The 15,825-nt window shown below is 41.8% G+C and carries 11 protein-coding genes; 7 read left to right on the top strand and 4 right to left on the bottom strand.

What is annotated here, in order from left to right; all coding sequences use genetic code 11:
* The first annotated feature begins 223 nt into the window (after positions 1-223).
* Positions 224-1,963 carry a D-lactate dehydrogenase gene (dld, locus tag M1E86_RS11135; RefSeq protein WP_213912577.1) on the top strand — a complete coding sequence of 580 codons (1,740 nt, stop codon included), beginning with the start codon at positions 224-226 and terminating at the stop codon, positions 1,961-1,963.
* A gap of 71 nt (positions 1,964-2,034) precedes the next feature.
* Here dld and sbcB read toward each other — a convergent pair whose 3' ends face one another.
* Positions 2,035-3,474 carry an exodeoxyribonuclease I gene (sbcB, locus tag M1E86_RS11130; protein WP_413776181.1) on the bottom strand — a complete coding sequence of 480 codons (1,440 nt, stop codon included), beginning with the start codon at positions 3,472-3,474 and terminating at the stop codon, positions 2,035-2,037.
* A gap of 167 nt (positions 3,475-3,641) precedes the next feature.
* On the opposite strand from sbcB, the gene M1E86_RS11125 reads away from it, so the two are divergent.
* Positions 3,642-4,877, top strand: a complete 1,236-nt coding sequence (locus M1E86_RS11125) for an MFS transporter (RefSeq protein ID WP_426099090.1) — start codon at positions 3,642-3,644, stop codon at positions 4,875-4,877.
* A gap of 171 nt (positions 4,878-5,048) precedes the next feature.
* Positions 5,049-5,381: a PTS system regulator TmaR gene (tmaR, locus tag M1E86_RS11120; protein WP_004253179.1), complete on the top strand. Its 333-nt coding sequence runs from the start codon at positions 5,049-5,051 to the stop codon at positions 5,379-5,381.
* A 147-nt stretch (positions 5,382-5,528) separates the two neighbouring features.
* Here the strand turns inward: tmaR and M1E86_RS11115 are convergent, their stop codons facing one another.
* Entirely contained in the window at positions 5,529-6,218 is a 690-nt protein-coding gene (locus M1E86_RS11115; protein ID WP_125891214.1) for a helix-turn-helix domain-containing protein, read from the bottom strand.
* A 207-nt stretch (positions 6,219-6,425) separates the two neighbouring features.
* Here M1E86_RS11115 and M1E86_RS11110 point away from each other — a divergent pair, with 207 nt between their 5' ends.
* Genes M1E86_RS11110 through M1E86_RS11100 form a run of 3 tightly spaced genes read left to right on the top strand, consistent with a single transcriptional unit; the run spans position 6,426 to position 10,125 of the window.
* Positions 6,426-8,756: a molybdopterin-containing oxidoreductase family protein gene (locus tag M1E86_RS11110; protein ID WP_125891213.1), complete on the top strand. Its 2,331-nt coding sequence runs from the start codon at positions 6,426-6,428 to the stop codon at positions 8,754-8,756.
* Positions 8,757-8,758: 2 nt separating this feature from the next.
* The gene (locus M1E86_RS11105) at positions 8,759-9,307 is read left to right on the top strand and encodes a 4Fe-4S dicluster domain-containing protein (RefSeq protein ID WP_004911860.1); all 549 of its coding nucleotides are present in this window, start codon (positions 8,759-8,761) and stop codon (positions 9,305-9,307) included.
* Positions 9,308-9,309: 2 nt separating this feature from the next.
* A complete protein-coding gene (locus M1E86_RS11100; RefSeq protein ID WP_213912581.1) occupies positions 9,310-10,125 on the top strand; it encodes a dimethyl sulfoxide reductase anchor subunit family protein in 816 nt (271 codons plus the stop codon).
* Between the two features lie 445 nt (positions 10,126-10,570).
* Here M1E86_RS11100 and M1E86_RS11095 read toward each other — a convergent pair whose 3' ends face one another.
* Both M1E86_RS11095 and rne read right to left on the bottom strand, forming a co-directional pair.
* Positions 10,571-10,861, bottom strand: coding sequence for a putative quinol monooxygenase (locus M1E86_RS11095; protein WP_125891211.1), 291 nt, complete (start codon positions 10,859-10,861; stop codon positions 10,571-10,573).
* A 173-nt stretch (positions 10,862-11,034) separates the two neighbouring features.
* Complete coding sequence (gene rne / locus M1E86_RS11090; RefSeq protein WP_426099089.1) at positions 11,035-14,268, bottom strand: ribonuclease E; 3,234 nt, start codon at positions 14,266-14,268, stop codon at positions 11,035-11,037.
* A 542-nt stretch (positions 14,269-14,810) separates the two neighbouring features.
* Between rne and rluC the strand changes: the two genes are divergently transcribed.
* Positions 14,811-15,770, top strand: a complete 960-nt coding sequence (rluC, locus tag M1E86_RS11085) for a 23S rRNA pseudouridine(955/2504/2580) synthase RluC (protein ID WP_213912583.1) — start codon at positions 14,811-14,813, stop codon at positions 15,768-15,770.
* Positions 15,771-15,825 lie beyond the last annotated feature (55 nt).

Raw genomic sequence — 15,825 nt, 5'->3', positions numbered from 1 at the left:
ATGATCGTTTTGCTCGGCGCCTTGCTACAACGCGAACTATTTTGAATATACTCAGAATTAGAATTGATCAAATAGCGTCCTTGAGGCGCTATTTTTTTACCCGTTAAGAATTATTTAAGATAAAGCGTGTAGCCTATTAACATCATAATATTATGTGATATTGTTGTTACAACACATAATGCATAACTATGATAATTACGAATTCGATTAATAAGGCACACAAATGAATGATGCAAAGAAACCTGAGAATCAACGGTTATTACTGACGCTTAGGAATATTGTTGGCAAAAAAAATATTTTAACAGAGCCACATAAAACAGAACGTTACCGTAAAGGCTTCCGCTCTGGTATGGGCGATGCAATCGCAGTTGTATTTCCAACAACATTGCTTGAACAGTGGTATGTATTCAAGGCGTGTGTTGAAGCAGATAAAATTGTGCTGATGCAAGCGGCTAATACAGGGTTAACCGAAGGGTCAACTCCGAGTGGTTATGATTATGATCGCGATATCGTCATCATTAGCACCTTGAAACTAAACCAAATTCAAGTTTTACCTGAGTTTAACCAAGTTGTTGCGATGCCAGGAAGTACTTTGTACGATCTGGAAAAAATTCTGAAACCATTAGGGCGCGAGCCGCACTCTTTGATTGGTTCTTCATGTATTGGTGCCTCGGTTGTCGGTGGTATTTGCAACAGTTCTGGTGGTTCATTGGTGCGCAGAGGCCCTGCCTATACTGAATTGGCTCTGTATGGGCGAGTGAATGATGATGGCAAAGTAGAGCTTGTCAATCACCTCGGTATTGATTTGGGGAATACGCCAGAAGAGATCCTGACGAATTTACAAAATCGTGGTTATAGCAGCGAAGACGTGCAAGTGAGCGATAAACTAGCGTCTGACCATGAATATGCGGAACGCGTTCGTGATGTCGATGCCGATACACCGTCACGTTTCAATGCGGATGAACGACGTCTATTTGAAGCTTCTGGCTGCGCGGGTAAACTAGCGGTATTTGCTGTTCGTTTAGATACCTTCCCAGCAGATAAAAGAACACAAGTATTTTATATTGGTTCTAACAATCCAGATGTTTTGGAAGATATACGTCGTTATATTCTGAGTGAATTTAAAAACCTGCCAGTTGCAGGGGAATATATGCATCGTGGTTGTTTCGATATTGCAGAGGTTTATGGTAAAGACACCTTTTTAATGATTGATAAATTCGGCACCGACAAAATGCCAATGTTTTTCACTATTAAAGGGCGTATTGATGCAGTATTAAATAAAGTCCCATTCTTGCCATCAAATCTGATTGACCGTACCATGCAGGTTCTCAGTAAATTATGGCCTTCCCACTTACCGCCTCGCATGAAAGAGTTCCGTGATCGTTACGAACACCATTTAATGTTGAAAATGGCTGGAGACGGCATTGATGAAGCTAAAGTTTGGCTAAAATCTTATTTTTCAAACGCAGATGGCGGCTATTTTGAATGTACGCCAGAAGAGGGCGCAAAAGCCTTTTTGCACCGCTTTGCTGCTGCGGGTTCTGCGGTTCGTTATCATGCTGTTCATAATAAAGATGTGGAAGATGTATTGCCTCTCGATATTGCATTGCGTCGTAATGATAGAAATTGGTTTGAAACATTACCACCAGAAATTGAAAAATTATTAGTTCATAAATTATACTGCGGTCATTTTATGTGCCATGTTATGCACCAAGACTATGTCTTGAAAAAAGGCGTTGACCCGAAAGAACTAAAAGAAAAAATGTTAGCGTTATTAGATGAACGAGGCGCTCAATATCCGGCTGAACATAACGTCGGTCATTTATATAAAGCGCCTGAGCAACTGAAATCATTCTATAAGCAATCTGACCCAACAAACACAATGAACCCAGGTTTAGGTAAAACAACTAAACGGAAAAATTGGGAAGGAGATTGTGGCTGTGGTCATACTCATGACCAGTAATAAACTCGCTATATAAATGAAGTAAGGCAGGTATTGGGAATAGTACAATATCTGCCTTTTTTATTGATAAATTAACTGGCGAGATCTCTCGCATAATTAATCAATGCTTTTAATTGCTGACAACGCTTTTCATCATGTTGATGTTCTACAAGTAGTTGCTGTATTTGTTGCATATAGTCTGTTAAACGTTCTTCATTAAAGTAGTCCCTACGGTGCTGTAACCAGCGTTGCTGCTCATCATAAGATAGTGTTGCAGGGTAATTGCGTGCTTTATAGCGAAAAAATAGTTCTTTCAAACGCTTATCTTCAAAACTTAATTCCAATGCAGGCAAGTTCTGTGGGGATGTTTCACGAATAATATCCATGGTCGAACGGTCAGAAGTACCGAAGAAACCATTATAAATTTGTGTATCGACATCATCGGACTCTGCGAATATTTGAGGTTCGCTAAATAACTCAATTAGTTTGTTACGAATGTCAGGAGTTTTACGTAAGATTTCCAGATTGCGCATACATAAGTCACGGTCAACACCAGTTCGCTGTGCATCTTCTGGGCGCAGTGTCTTTTCTGGCGCTAAAATAGGGCATTTATTAATATGCACTAATTTTACAGGAACAGGAGACTCGCCAGCCAGTTCGGCTTTAGGTGTATATAAGCGAGTACGTAACTGTTGAACATCTAACTCAATTAAGGGGGAGATATCGGCAGATAAATCACACATAATGACGGCATTTTTGTTGTCAGGATGCCAAGCAAGAGGTGCAACTAAACTAACATAAGAACGCAATGCGCCAAACATACCAGACACATGAACTAATGGTGTTATTTCTACAATATCAATAAGTTGGCTTATTTTGTTTTTATTTCTTAACTGATAAAAATAGTCGAACATTCGCGGTTGAGCAGCTTTCAACAGTTTTGCCATATTAATAGTGGCTAAAACGTCAGACATTGCATCGTGAGCATTTTCATGAGCAACCCCATTTGCTTTGGTCAAATGTTCTAAACGCATACTCGGTAGGCCATCTTCATTTTCTGGCCATTGAATGCCTTCAGGACGAAGCGCAAAACAGGCCCGCAAAGCATCGAGCAAATCCCAACGCGAATTTCCTTGTTGCCAGCTATAAGCATATGGGTCGTAAAAATTTCGGTAAAAAATATTACGGGTAACTTCATCATCGAAACGGATATTGTTGTAACCCATAATACAGGTATTAGGGACACTAAAAGCTGCATGAATTCGTTTAGCAAACTCGGCTTCATTAACGCCTTGAGATAATGCTACCTGTGGGGTGATCCCTGTGATCATGACGGCTTCTGGCTGTGGTAAATAATCATCAGCCGGAGCGCAATAAAAAACCTCAGGTTCTTCAATGATATTAAAATCAAGGTCGGTACGAACGCCTGCAAATTGCGCAGGCCTATCGAGAGCAGGGCGTTTACCAAAGGTTTCATAGTCATGAATAAAAAAAGTAGGTTGTTTTTTATTATCTTGCAACGTTTTCACCATTTTGATGGTTATATAATAGGTTGATAGTGGTTAATTGATTGGTATCACTATACATTGTTGATTAATGATACCTTATCTACTGTGAAAGCTAAACCAACGCTATCTGATATTGAGAGAGTGGAATTAATAGCGGCTTAATCAGGATAATTTGGGACAGGTGGTGAAATATGGAGCGTGAGTCAAAACAGTGTTATGCCTCGTTGAGTGCATTATTGTTTTTTTTCTTTTTCACGTGGTCATCAATATTTTCTGTCGTCGCAATTTGGCTGCGTAAATATGTTGGCTTAGATGGCGCAGATACGGGGTTTATTTTCTCTTGCATTTCAATTGTGGCGCTTTGCGCTCAGCCACTTTATGGATTTATACAGGACAAATTAGGCTTACGAAAAAATTTACTGCTATTTATTGCCGTACTGCTAATTTCATCAGGGCCATTTTTTATGGTTTTCGGTACGCTGTTAAAATGGAATGTACTTTTAGGCAGTATTATCGGTGGTTTGTTTATTGGCATCACCTTTCACGCAGGGATTGGTGTACTTGAATCTTATACTGAACGGGTCAGCCGATTACATAATTTTGAATATGGAAAAGCGAGGATGTGGGGCTCACAGGGATGGGCCACTGCAACGTTTTTTGCTGGACGCAATATTAACGTAAACGCCGACTACAATTTTATTATGGCAACCGTTTCAGGCTTATTATTTTTAGTTATTTTATTGAGATTAAAAACAGTAAATACGGAGGCTTATAATCGTCTTGAACACGGTAAGCCTTCCGCCATAACGGTGAAAGATGCTTTACAATTATTTGTGCAGCCTCAATTTTGGGCTTTAATATTATTTGTATTAGGAACCTGCATATACAGCGTCTATGACCAGCAATTTATGGTGTATTTTGTTCATCAGTTCCAAAGTGAACAATTAGGTAATGAGATGTACGGTTATCTAAATTCATTGCAGGTTTTCTTGGAGGCGGGAGGCATGTTCATAGCGCCATTTATCGTCAACTGTATCGGTGCTAAAAATGGATTATTATTTGCTAGTTCAGTCATGGCGTTACGCATTATGGGGTCAGGCTTAGCTGATGGTGCAATTATGATATCGATAATGAAATTACTGCATGCCGTTGAACTCCCAATTCTTTTAGTCGCAATTTTTAAATATAACAGTCTTCATTTTGATAAGCGTTTATCATCGACACTTTATTTGGTTGGTTTTAGTTGCATGAGTTCTGTTGTTGCAAGTCTTTTGTCTCCATTAGCAGGCTGGGGGTATGACAAAATTGGTTTTGCTCATACTTATCTTGTTATGGGAGTATTTGTGATTATTACGACGATATTATCTGCATTTTGCCTCAGAGGTGATGGGCTGGTGTCCCATAAATCAAAGGGAAAGAACAAATAAATAAATTTCATGAAGATCACGCCGAAAATTTGGTCGTAAAAGTGTAAGGCGAAATCAATTTACAGTGGAATATTTTGATAAATATGCCAAACGGACTTGTAACACGATAGGATTAGAATGTATTGTGTTAATAGATAATGCGTTTTAAATATTGACTAGAGGGTTTTAAACATGGACAACGCTAACAAGCCGTCTTTCCAAAATGTTCTGGAATTTGTGCGTATGTTTCGTCGCAAAAATAAAATTCGTCGTGAAATTACCGACAATGAGAAAAAAATTCGTGATAACCAGAAGCGTGTTTTACTGCTGGATAACTTGAGTGAATATATAAAACCAGGCATGTCGATTGAAGATATTCAGGCAATTATTGCGAATATGCGTAGCGATTACGATGATCGCGTTGATGATTATATTATTAAGAACGCAGAGCTCTCTAAAGAGCGTCGTGAAATATCTAAAAAACTCAAAGAAATGGGCGAATTGCCTCGTATCGATGTGAAGTAATGAATTTATAAAGCCGAGGTAACTGAAGTGCTTCCATAAAGTGGGATACTTCAAAGCTCGGCTTTATTTTTTGCTTGGTTTATTTGGAACCGTTGACTCAAGCTATAGTTTATAGCTGGAGTCGATAGTATCGGCCACGTGTAGTTATTATAAATTTAACCGGCTAACTTGTTTGATTAATGAAGTTGCCAACTTTTCCATTTCATTTTCTGCAATAAATCCCATCGTTACTGCTGCCGCAACAAGTTGGCCTTCGCGATTAAATACAGGACAAGCAATAGATTGTGCACCGGGAATACCTTCTGTCGGCCGGTAACGGATTGCATAGCCTTGTTGGATAACTTTGTTTATTTCGTCTTGTGAATATGAATTCGAGCCAAATTGGCTATCAAATGCGGAATAAACCAGCCCTGCAGCACTTTTTACGACAGGTAATGGGGTGTTAGGTAAAAAGTCAATTTCAATATTTTTGAAGCTGCGATTATATTTAACTAAAGAAAGTGCTTTCCCTAGGCGGGTGGCAATACCCGTTGAGACGTTTTGTTCATCGCGAAATTGAATCAAACTATTATTAATGGTGTCGATATAAGAGTCTTCAGGCTCAACAAAATTGGCTAAGAAGGCTAAATTACGACCTAATCCATAACGACTAGTTTGAATATCCTGATACAGCATTTGTGTACGGCATAGTGAAACTAGGTATTTATGTAGACGGCTTTTCGATATCTCACAACCTTTTGAAATATCTGCTGCGCGCGCAATGCCCCCATTTTGAGCAATATAATTTAAAATGCTTACAGCGATATCAACAGAATTAACACCTTGCAGAGTAGACATACATAAACCTCAGTTTAACAAGTCCTCGTATTTTACCATGAGTTGTCTTGCGCTGCTAACGACCCGATAAAGCAAAAAGATAACCCTAAAGCGGTAACGCGTTATTACCTATAAATAGATAGAATTATTGATACTACTCAAGTTCATCTTTGGTGAGTGGGGTATATATATAGTGTACTTATAAAGGCAATGTCGAGGTTCACTATAATGAAAACTATAAATACACTACGTTTGAAGCGCCGAACTCTGCTCAAAGGGCTTGGTGTTGTCGGGTTGGCAAGTATTGCACCCTGTTCATATGCACAGGGTAACAGTAATCAACCCTTACCCAAAGTGCGGCTAAAACTGTCGGACTACAAAACATTCCGCTCAACTTGTGCAATGGAGTGTTTACATTGCAACCTAACCGCATATACCTATCAAGGTAAGCTGATGAAAATTCAAGCAACGGATGGGTTTAATGTTAAATGCTGCTTGCGAGGTATGAGCCGAACTAAATGGGTCTATCATGATCAACGCATCACAACACCTTTACTGCGAGTAGGCGAAAAAGGTAAAGCAGAATTCAAGCCAATAAGTTGGAATGAGGCATTGGATCTTATTGAAAAAAATATCAGAGAGACCATCGATAAATATGGCAATGAAGGGTTGTTTATTTCGACTCATGCCGGAAACATGGACTCGATTAAAAATGATATGGGGAAGGCGTTTTTCGATTATTTAGGTGGGGCAACGAAACAAGCAGGCTCACTGTGTTGTTCTGCTGTAACAGCCGCCATGATCCCAATGCTCGGCCTGAGGTATGCCGATACCCGCGATACGATAGCAGATAGCCGTTATATCCTGTGTTGGGGGAATAACCCAGCGGTTACGATGCAAGCCTATTTTAAAAATTATAACCAAGCAAGAAAGAATGGCGCTCGATTAGTGGTTATTGACCCGCGCTTTAATGAAACCGCAGCAAAAGCCGATGAGTGGATCCCAATTATTCCAGGGACAGATACTGCGCTTGCTTTAGGCATGATCAAAATTATCATTGAAGAAAATCGGATAGATGAAAATTTCCTCAGAGCTCATACCGGTGCTGTCTATTTGGTTGATGCAGACCAAAAACAAGTTAGGCAAAATGAAGATGATAAAGACAGCTATTTAGTTTTCGATATATTAAGCAAACAATTAGTTCGCCATGATTTATCGGGTATTAAACCGGCACTTTTCCAACATGAACTCCCTGATAACTTGGGTTACACCACGGTTTTTGAACAAATTTATCAGCAAGCGAAAGGTTGGGATGTGGCTCGCGTCAGTGAAGAAACAGACGTACCTGTGGAAACGATAGTCCGCCTTGCTCGTGATTACTCATCTATTACACCGTCCATGATTGTACAAAATATGTCCGGCGCTCAGCGCACAGAACATGGGGCTTATGTTGCCGCTAGTCAGTTCTATCTCGCTTTACTCACTGGAAATATTGGAAAACGAGGGGCGGGTGTTTGCGATGCTGGCGGTGCTCGACAAATGGCTAAATTTAGTCCAATCGTTCCCCCCGCACCGAATGTGAAAAATATCCCGCCTATTCCTGTTGCGAAAGTTGGTGATTTTATTGTCAATGAAAAACCGCATCCGATTAATTTCTGGTGGATCATGACCATGGGGGTAATGACCCAATTACCAAACACAAATAAGGTACGCGAAGCATTAAAGAAAGTCCCGTTTGTGGTTGTGGCGGATAACTTAATGAGTTCGACGGCGTTATATGCAGATTTAGTTCTACCTGTTACCACGATTTTTGAAGATACCAGTTTGATGGCAGGTGTACGTAGCCAATATGTTCAATTAATGGAAAAAGCGGTTGAGCCCGCGGGTGAGGCAAAACCCGATTATTGGATTTTTGCCCAATTAGCGGAACGTTTTGGTTTTGGAGACGTATTCAATAAACCCATAGAGCACTATATTGACGCCTGTTTAGTCGGTTCTGGTATCACGCGCCAAATGTTAGAAAAAGGCCCTGTGCGCCCAGTCGAGGGGGATTGGATACCATTCAAAGACGGTATTTTTAGGACATCAACCCAAAAAGCGCACCTGTTTATTGAAGATTGGCAAAAGAAAAACTTTTCACCTGTTGTCGCTTACTACCAAGTGACGGAGTCTGTTAAAGGTTCACCTGAATTAGCCAAAAAGTACCCGTTGATGGCGGTTCAGCGCAAGTTAGCGCGTAGTGTGCATTCAAGTCATGGAATGAATGAATGGATCCTTGAAGTACAACGAAACCAGCCAAATGTTTTAATCCATCCAGAAGATGCTAAATCTAGAGGCATTAAGAATGGGGAATGGGCGGTTACGTTTAATGACCGAGGCGAACACAGAGCCATTGCGGTGGTAACTACGCATATTAAAAAAGGCGTAATTTCGCTAGATAACGGCTGGTGGGAACAGCAGGGGGGAAGTAGCAGCCATGTCACGAATGACCAAGTTGAACACCTGGGAACAGGACACTGCTGTAATAGCACGCTAGTTGATGTCAGAAGGGAGGCTTAATCATGGTCAAGCAATATGGTTTTTTGATCAACACAAAAGATTGTTATGGTTGCCGCACTTGTTCAATGGCCTGTAAATCTGAAAATGTCACGCCACCGGGTGTGTTGTGGCGCCGAGTTCGTGAATTTAATGATGATTCACCGAATACCCAAGCATTTATTACGATGTCTTGTAATCATTGTGATGACCCACAATGTTTAAAAGTTTGCCCAGCAGATACTTATACCAAACGGGCGGACGGTATTGTCGTTCAAGATCATGAAAAATGTATCGGCTGCCAGATGTGCATCATGGCTTGCCCATATCATGCCCCTGTCTTTGACCCAGCAGAAGGAAAAACCAGTAAGTGTAATATGTGCGCAGAACGGTTAGATGAAGGCTTATTGCCACGATGTGTGGAGTCTTGCCCGACGGGCGCTATTGAGTTTGGTGATATTACCGAGCTACGTAAAAAGCACACGACAAACTGGGCGGTACTGGAGCAACGTTATAACATGCCCGATCACACAATTAGTCATCCAAATATTGTGATTATTGGGATGGAGGACTGATCATGGATATTAAACATATGGAACTCCCTCTGGTATTTTTCACGGTGATGAGCCAATGGGGAGTCGGCGCTGTTCTCGCATTAACCATTTACCAAATGAAGGCCAGTCAGGAGCGCTTATTATCAGGTTCTGCATTACGTCGCGCAGTGTTATTGATATGGCTGATTGAAGTTGTCGGGTCAACGATGTCAATGGGCCATTTAGGCGTGCCTCTCGAAGCTTATCGTTCCGTTCTGGGGTTAAGCCATTCATGGTTAAGCCGTGAGGCCGTGACATTTGTATTATTAAACGGCGTTGTTACGTTATGGGCGCTATCTTGCTGGTTGCAACCCACAGTAAACATGCGCAACACGATATTAGGCTGGGTAAGTGGAATTGGTGGATTATCCGCTATATTGGTCACGGCACAGGTCTATTATCAAATGGTCGCTCACCCATTATGGCATACACCTGCAACCCAAATCGCGTTTATAGGCAGTGCAATTGTCCTTGGTTTTAGTCTAGTAGCCTTATTTGTTATTGGGCAAGAAAAGGCATTACCCTCGACTATTAAAGTTGGCGTGCTGATAGGCGTTGCATTGGTATTAATTGCACAGATTATTCGTTTACAATTACCTGCAAGCCAAGGCGGGAGCTACTTGCTGTGGTGGCAGGTAGTGATGAGTATGCTATTGCCATGCATTGTGGTGATGAAAGCATATAAGGAGCGACCGTCCGCACTCTTACTTGTATTGATAATGTTGGCGATGTTTAGCGGAGAGTTAGCCGGCCGAGCATTGTTTTATGGCTCGGTGATGATCCAAGCTCCTTGGTTCTAAAAATCCTCGTCATATTTCGGCCTGTCGCGTTGTTGGCTTCACACACTCGCCCTAGTCACATACTTATGTATGCTCCTAGGGCCTCGTTTAGCTTGCCGCCTAGCGACAGACCGAACTATTTAGAGGATTGATATAATTGTATTTTATTTAGAATTATTAGGGGATTAATATTATTGTATTTATTTAGGGTTATAAGTGTTGTCGGCATCGCACAAACGTCCTCATCCTATTTTTGCCTGTCGCGTTGTTGGCTTCACACACTCGCCCTAGTCACATACTTACGTATGCTCCTAGGGCCTCGTTTAGCTTGCCGCCTAGCGACAGACCGAACTATTTAGAGGATTGATATGATTGTATTTATTTAGAACTATAGCGTTGTTGGCGTCGCACACTCGCCCTAGTCATATACTTATGTATGCTCCTAGGGCCTCATTTAGCGGAATGCTTATTCAAACGCACCATTCATCAGTTTGATAATAGGCTCCGACCGCTTATAGCTATTTATGAGCGGAACTAGGCGCTGGAAATGTTCACTAGCACAGTGGATATCTAATGCTTCTTGATTCGGCCACTCCTCGATAAAAATAAAGTGCCCCGGGTCTTTTTGGTCAACGTAAAGGTCGTAGCTGATGCATAAAGGTTCTTGCTTGGTTGCTGCGACTAATTCACGATATAGAGGCATAACTATTTCAATCGCCTCAGTTTTAATAAAATCTTCCGCAATGACTTTTAACATGGATTTCCCTTTTCTTTATAAACAAACTGTACAAAAACACAGTAATATATACATGAATTGGGTGAGAATACAATGTAAAAAAACGACGAGGTGATGAAATTTTTAAATTATATTGTAATAAAAAAGCCTTGCTAGTTTCCCAGCAAGGCTTAAATATTTAACGTTGTCGCGTATTAGAAGTTGGCTGGTTTCGCCATTTCAGAAGTTGCGACGGTTGAAGCAACATGACCACCTGCGCCGCCTTTACCTTCAAAGGTTGAGGCTTCACGCTGATACTCTGTTATCTCAAATGGCGCAGCAGCACTTGCAGGTGCGGGCGCTTTTGTCATTGGAGAATAAGCATGACGTTTATGTAAGCTGGTTACTGCTGCTGGCTCGCTCACTTTAACAGGTTCAATCGCTTTAACTTCAGGAGCTTCTGTTACTGTTTCAACGATAACCTCAGGAGCGGATGCTTCTTCGACGATTTCAGTATGAACAGGTGCTTCTTCAATTACGACAGGCTCTGCTGTATCTAATTTAACGGTTTCAGCTGGAGCAACGACATCTGCAGTGACTTCTTCAACCGTTTCTTCAGTCAGGGGTTCAGGTTGAGTTGCTTCAACAGCATCAACTTCAACAGGGGCTACCTCGACAGGTTGCTCAATGACAGTAGCTTTGACTTCAGGCTCCACAGCTTGTGCTACAACTGGTTCTGGCTGAGCAACTTCAACCGCTGCCGCTGTAACGATAGGCAGAAGACTACTTTGTGACGCGGTAACATTTGAGGTTTCAGCTACAGAAGCGTCATTAACACTTTGTTGTTCAAGCATTTCTTCATTGGTGATGATTGCCATGCTTTCTTGTTGAGGCTGAGCAATCGGGTAATGAATAAATACTTTGCCAGACGCAAGCTCTGGTGAGGCAACGGCAGCGATTAATGGCATTGGTGATTTAGTTAAATGACGCTCATCACGGTAGCGACGACGACGTTGACCACTGACACGCAAGTGACGAGGTGAACGACGAGAACGACGTGGGATGATGGTATCTTGTTTTTCTTCACCATCAACTTGAGCCACGGATTCTTGACGCTCTTCAGTTTGTACTTCACCTTCAGTTTGGCTCACAGGTGCAATTGGGGCAGGCAATGCAGCAATTGGCGTAGGCGTTATTTCAGGTGTTGTTTCAGCAGGAGCAACAACTTGCTCGCTATCAGTAACACGGATTTTTTGTGTCAATTGACGACGTTGACGACGAGGAGTGACAGGGCGCTGTTCCTCTTCCTTTTCCACCGCATCTTCGACATTATTTTGTTGAGAATCTTGCTGCGCTTTAGCCGCTTGCTGTTGACGTTTTTCATCTTGGCGACGGCGGCGCTCGGCACGTTGTTCGCGACGTTGCTGCTGGTTGTCACGATTGCTAGTCTCAGTTGTTTGTTCATCGTGTTGGCTCGTATTTTTATTATTACGGCCTTTGTTACGATTATTCGCATCATCCGATGACGTATTGCGGTTATTGCGATTGTCGCGGTTATCACGATTGTCACGATTATCGCGAGTTTCATTATCATCGCGGTCACGACGATTATTATTGCGGCGATTATTATTGCGACGTTCATTATTCCGACGACGATCATTATTCTGGCGATTTTTTGGTGCAGGTTTCTCCACCACTTTTTCTTCTTCACCGAATAGTTTCTTGAAGAAAGCAGCAATTTTGCTAAATAAACCCGGTTGTGCAGGTTGTGCTGTTGCTGGTTTAACAGGTGTTTTTGTGGAGGCTTCTTTTGATTTAACGGTTGTAGAGGCTTCAACAGGTTCTTGCAGTGCAAAAGCAGAAATTGCAGGTTGCTCAGGGACTTTACGCTCAGCAGCAGTTTCATCACTTTGCGTTAAAGTTTCTGTTTCGTGATATTGGGCTAAGTTATAGCTTAAAGTATTGACCTCTTCACCTTTACGGATACGGATCACGTGAAAGTGAGGGGTTTGCATTTGGTCATTCGGGACAATAACAACGCGAACATGGCTTTGACGTTGTTCAATATCACTGACTGCTTTGCGTTTTTCGTTAAGTAGATAAGAGGCGATCTGTACGGGGACAATCGCATGTACCTCATGGGTATTTTCTTTCAGCGCTTCTTCTTCAATAAGGCGAAGAACAGACAGAGAAAGTGATTCGTTATCACGAATGGTTCCTGTTCCTGAACAGCGAGGGCATACGTGATGGCTGGATTCACCCAAAGAAGGGCTCAAGCGCTGGCGTGACATTTCCAATAAACCAAAACGAGAGATACGTGCAATTTGAATGCGAGCACGGTCTTGGCGCACAGCTTCACGTAAGCGGTTTTCCACTTCACGTTGATGCCTAACTGGCGTCATATCGATAAAATCGATAACAATCAAACCACCTAGGTCACGTAGACGTAATTGGCGTGCAATTTCATCAGCTGCTTCTAAGTTAGTATTGAACGCAGTTTCTTCGATATCGCCACCACGTGTTGAACGTGAGGAGTTGATATCGATAGCGGTCAACGCTTCAGTGGTATCAATAACTAATGCACCACCTGATGGCAAACGGACTTCGCGTTGGAACGCAGATTCGATTTGTGACTCGATTTGGTAATGGCTAAAGAGTGGAACATCGCCACTGTAATGCTTAATTTTACTGGCAAAATCACCACGGCCGATAGCTTCGATATGGTTACGTGCCATTTCAACAACTTTCGGGTTATCGATTAGGATCTCGCCGATATCTGGGCGTAGATAATCGCGGAATGCACGAACGATAACGTTACTTTCTTGGTGGATCAAGAAAGGTGCAGGGCGGTTTTCAGCGGCTTTTTGAATTGCTTCCCAGTGACGTAAACGGTAGAGCAAATCTTGTTGCAGAGATTCTGCAGATTTGCCCACACCCGCGGTACGAACGATTAACCCCATCCCGTCGGGGATCTCTAAAGAAGACAGCGCTTCTTTTAACTCCGTTCGGTCTTCACCTTCGATACGGCGTGAAATACCACCCGCACGTGGGTTATTTGGCATTAAAACGAGGTAACTTCCGGCTAAGCTAATAAAGGTTGTTAGCGCCGCCCCTTTATTACCACGCTCTTCTTTATCCACTTGAACGATAACTTCTTGGCCTTCTTTTAACACATCTTTAATGTTAGGACGGCCTTGGGAGTGATAGTTGCTTGGAAAGTATTCACGAGCGATTTCTTTGATAGGAAGGAAACCGTGTCTTTCAGCGCCATAATCAACAAAAGCGGCTTCAAGACTAGGTTCAATACGGGTGATTTTACCTTTGTAAATATTGGCCTTTTTTTGCTCATGACCGGGACTTTCAATATCCAAATCATAGAGGCGTTGCCCGTCAACAAGGGCAACACGCAACTCTTCCTGTTGAGTTGCGTTTATTAGCATTCTTTTCATGTTATTACTTACTCATTATTTTCTTTTAAATAAAGAGCAGCGAAAGAAAGAGCTACTGTAAACCGATGGCCTCGTGATTTTTACAAAACCGTCTGCCTCGCGGCAGTCGTTCGTATAGAGACGCGCAGTATTCGGTGAACCTGATTTTTAGATTAAAAATTCAGCGTTCTTAATCAGGATGCCGTAAGTTATTAAAGAAAACGGAAGTTCCTAACCCAATAAGCCAAAATTCGTTGCTCGCTAATTTATTTGATGTTGCTAAATGTCTTACGCCATTGCTGCATTGTTACGCCATCAAATAAGAAATCCTATAAAACGTAAACTTTCGTTTTTAAACATCTCAGCAACTTCATATTATTCCATTGCCATAAGCATTATAGCAAGTTGATAAGGAAGTTATATGGAAATTTTATTTAGAAATAGGATTAATCATGCAGAAAATAACCAAATTAAAAAAAAAGATAAAAAATTTTGTGGAGTCGGTATGATAGAGAAAGCGAATAAGAGCATATTTTAATCAATTAGAGTTAACGCATTCCCGAATGAATACACAAAATCAAGTTCAATTTATAGACATCAGTGATGACGAAGCTGGGCAACGTATCGATAACTTTTTGCTCGCTAAACTTAAAGGTGTCCCAAAAAGTATGATTTATCGCATTATCCGCAAAGGGGAAGTGCGTGTTAACAAAGGGCGGACAAAGCCTGAATATAAATTGGCAGAAGGGGACCAAGTCCGCGTTCCACCTGTTCGGGTTGCTGAACGTGAAACAGCCCCAGTTTCAGCCAAACTGGATAAGGTCGCAGCGTTAGCGAATTGCATCTTATTTGAAGATGACGTTCTCTTAGTGTTGAATAAACCTTCTGGTACAGCCGTTCATGGCGGAAGTGGTTTAAGTTTTGGTGTGATTGAAGGCTTGAGAGCATTGCGTCCAGAAGCACGTTTTCTCGAATTAGTTCATCGTCTTGATAGAGACACCTCTGGCATTTTATTGGTGGCTAAAAAACGATCAGCACTTCGAGCGCTACATGAACAATTGCGTTTGAAACAAATGCAAAAAGATTATTTAGCATTAGTAAGAGGCAACTGGCAGTCACACATGAAAGTTGTCCAAGCGCCTCTACTCAAAAATATTCTACAAAGTGGTGAACGTGTCGTTAAAGTGAGTAGTGAAGGGAAACCATCAGAGACGCGTTTTAAAGTGGAAGAACGTTTTGACAATGCAACTTTAGTAAAAGCGAGCCCCGTCACAGGACGTACCCATCAAATTCGCGTACATACCCTCTATGCAGGGCATCCAATTGCGTTCGATGACCGTTACGGTGACAAGCAATTTGATAGCCAGCTAAAAGGCACAGGTTTAAATCGTTTATTTTTGCATGCGAGCGCACTGAAATTTACGCACCCTAAAACGGGTGAAGAGATGCGATTGAACGCGCCATTAGATAACCAGTTGAACCACTGCCTAAAAATACTGCGTAGCCGTAAAGCAGAAAAGTAAGTCATTTAATTAACTGGCAGGTTTTTCCTGCCAGTATAAATATTTAGCGACTAAA

The organism is Providencia sp. PROV200, from assembly GCF_049901995.1.
Taxonomy (GTDB): Bacteria; Pseudomonadota; Gammaproteobacteria; order Enterobacterales; family Enterobacteriaceae; genus Providencia; species Providencia rettgeri_E.
The sequence above is the reverse complement of the archived record's forward strand: the minus strand, read 5'-3'. Positions and strand labels throughout refer to the sequence as shown.

Excerpts from the sequence above, each read along its gene's own strand:
- dld (WP_213912577.1), top strand. The coding sequence starts at position 224 with ATGAATGATGCAAAGAAACCTGAGAATCAACGGTTATTACTGACGCTT.
- sbcB (WP_413776181.1), bottom strand. The coding sequence starts at position 3,474 with ATGGTGAAAACGTTGCAAGATAATAAAAAACAACCTACTTTTTTTATT.
- M1E86_RS11125 (WP_426099090.1), top strand. The coding sequence starts at position 3,642 with ATGGAGCGTGAGTCAAAACAGTGTTATGCCTCGTTGAGTGCATTATTG.
- tmaR (WP_004253179.1), top strand. The coding sequence starts at position 5,049 with ATGGACAACGCTAACAAGCCGTCTTTCCAAAATGTTCTGGAATTTGTG.
- M1E86_RS11115 (WP_125891214.1), bottom strand. The coding sequence starts at position 6,218 with ATGTCTACTCTGCAAGGTGTTAATTCTGTTGATATCGCTGTAAGCATT.
- M1E86_RS11110 (WP_125891213.1), top strand. The coding sequence starts at position 6,426 with ATGAAAACTATAAATACACTACGTTTGAAGCGCCGAACTCTGCTCAAA.
- M1E86_RS11105 (WP_004911860.1), top strand. The coding sequence starts at position 8,759 with ATGGTCAAGCAATATGGTTTTTTGATCAACACAAAAGATTGTTATGGT.
- M1E86_RS11100 (WP_213912581.1), top strand. The coding sequence starts at position 9,310 with ATGGATATTAAACATATGGAACTCCCTCTGGTATTTTTCACGGTGATG.
- M1E86_RS11095 (WP_125891211.1), bottom strand. The coding sequence starts at position 10,861 with ATGTTAAAAGTCATTGCGGAAGATTTTATTAAAACTGAGGCGATTGAA.
- rne (WP_426099089.1), bottom strand. The coding sequence starts at position 14,268 with ATGAAAAGAATGCTAATAAACGCAACTCAACAGGAAGAGTTGCGTGTT.
- rluC (WP_213912583.1), top strand. The coding sequence starts at position 14,811 with ATGAATACACAAAATCAAGTTCAATTTATAGACATCAGTGATGACGAA.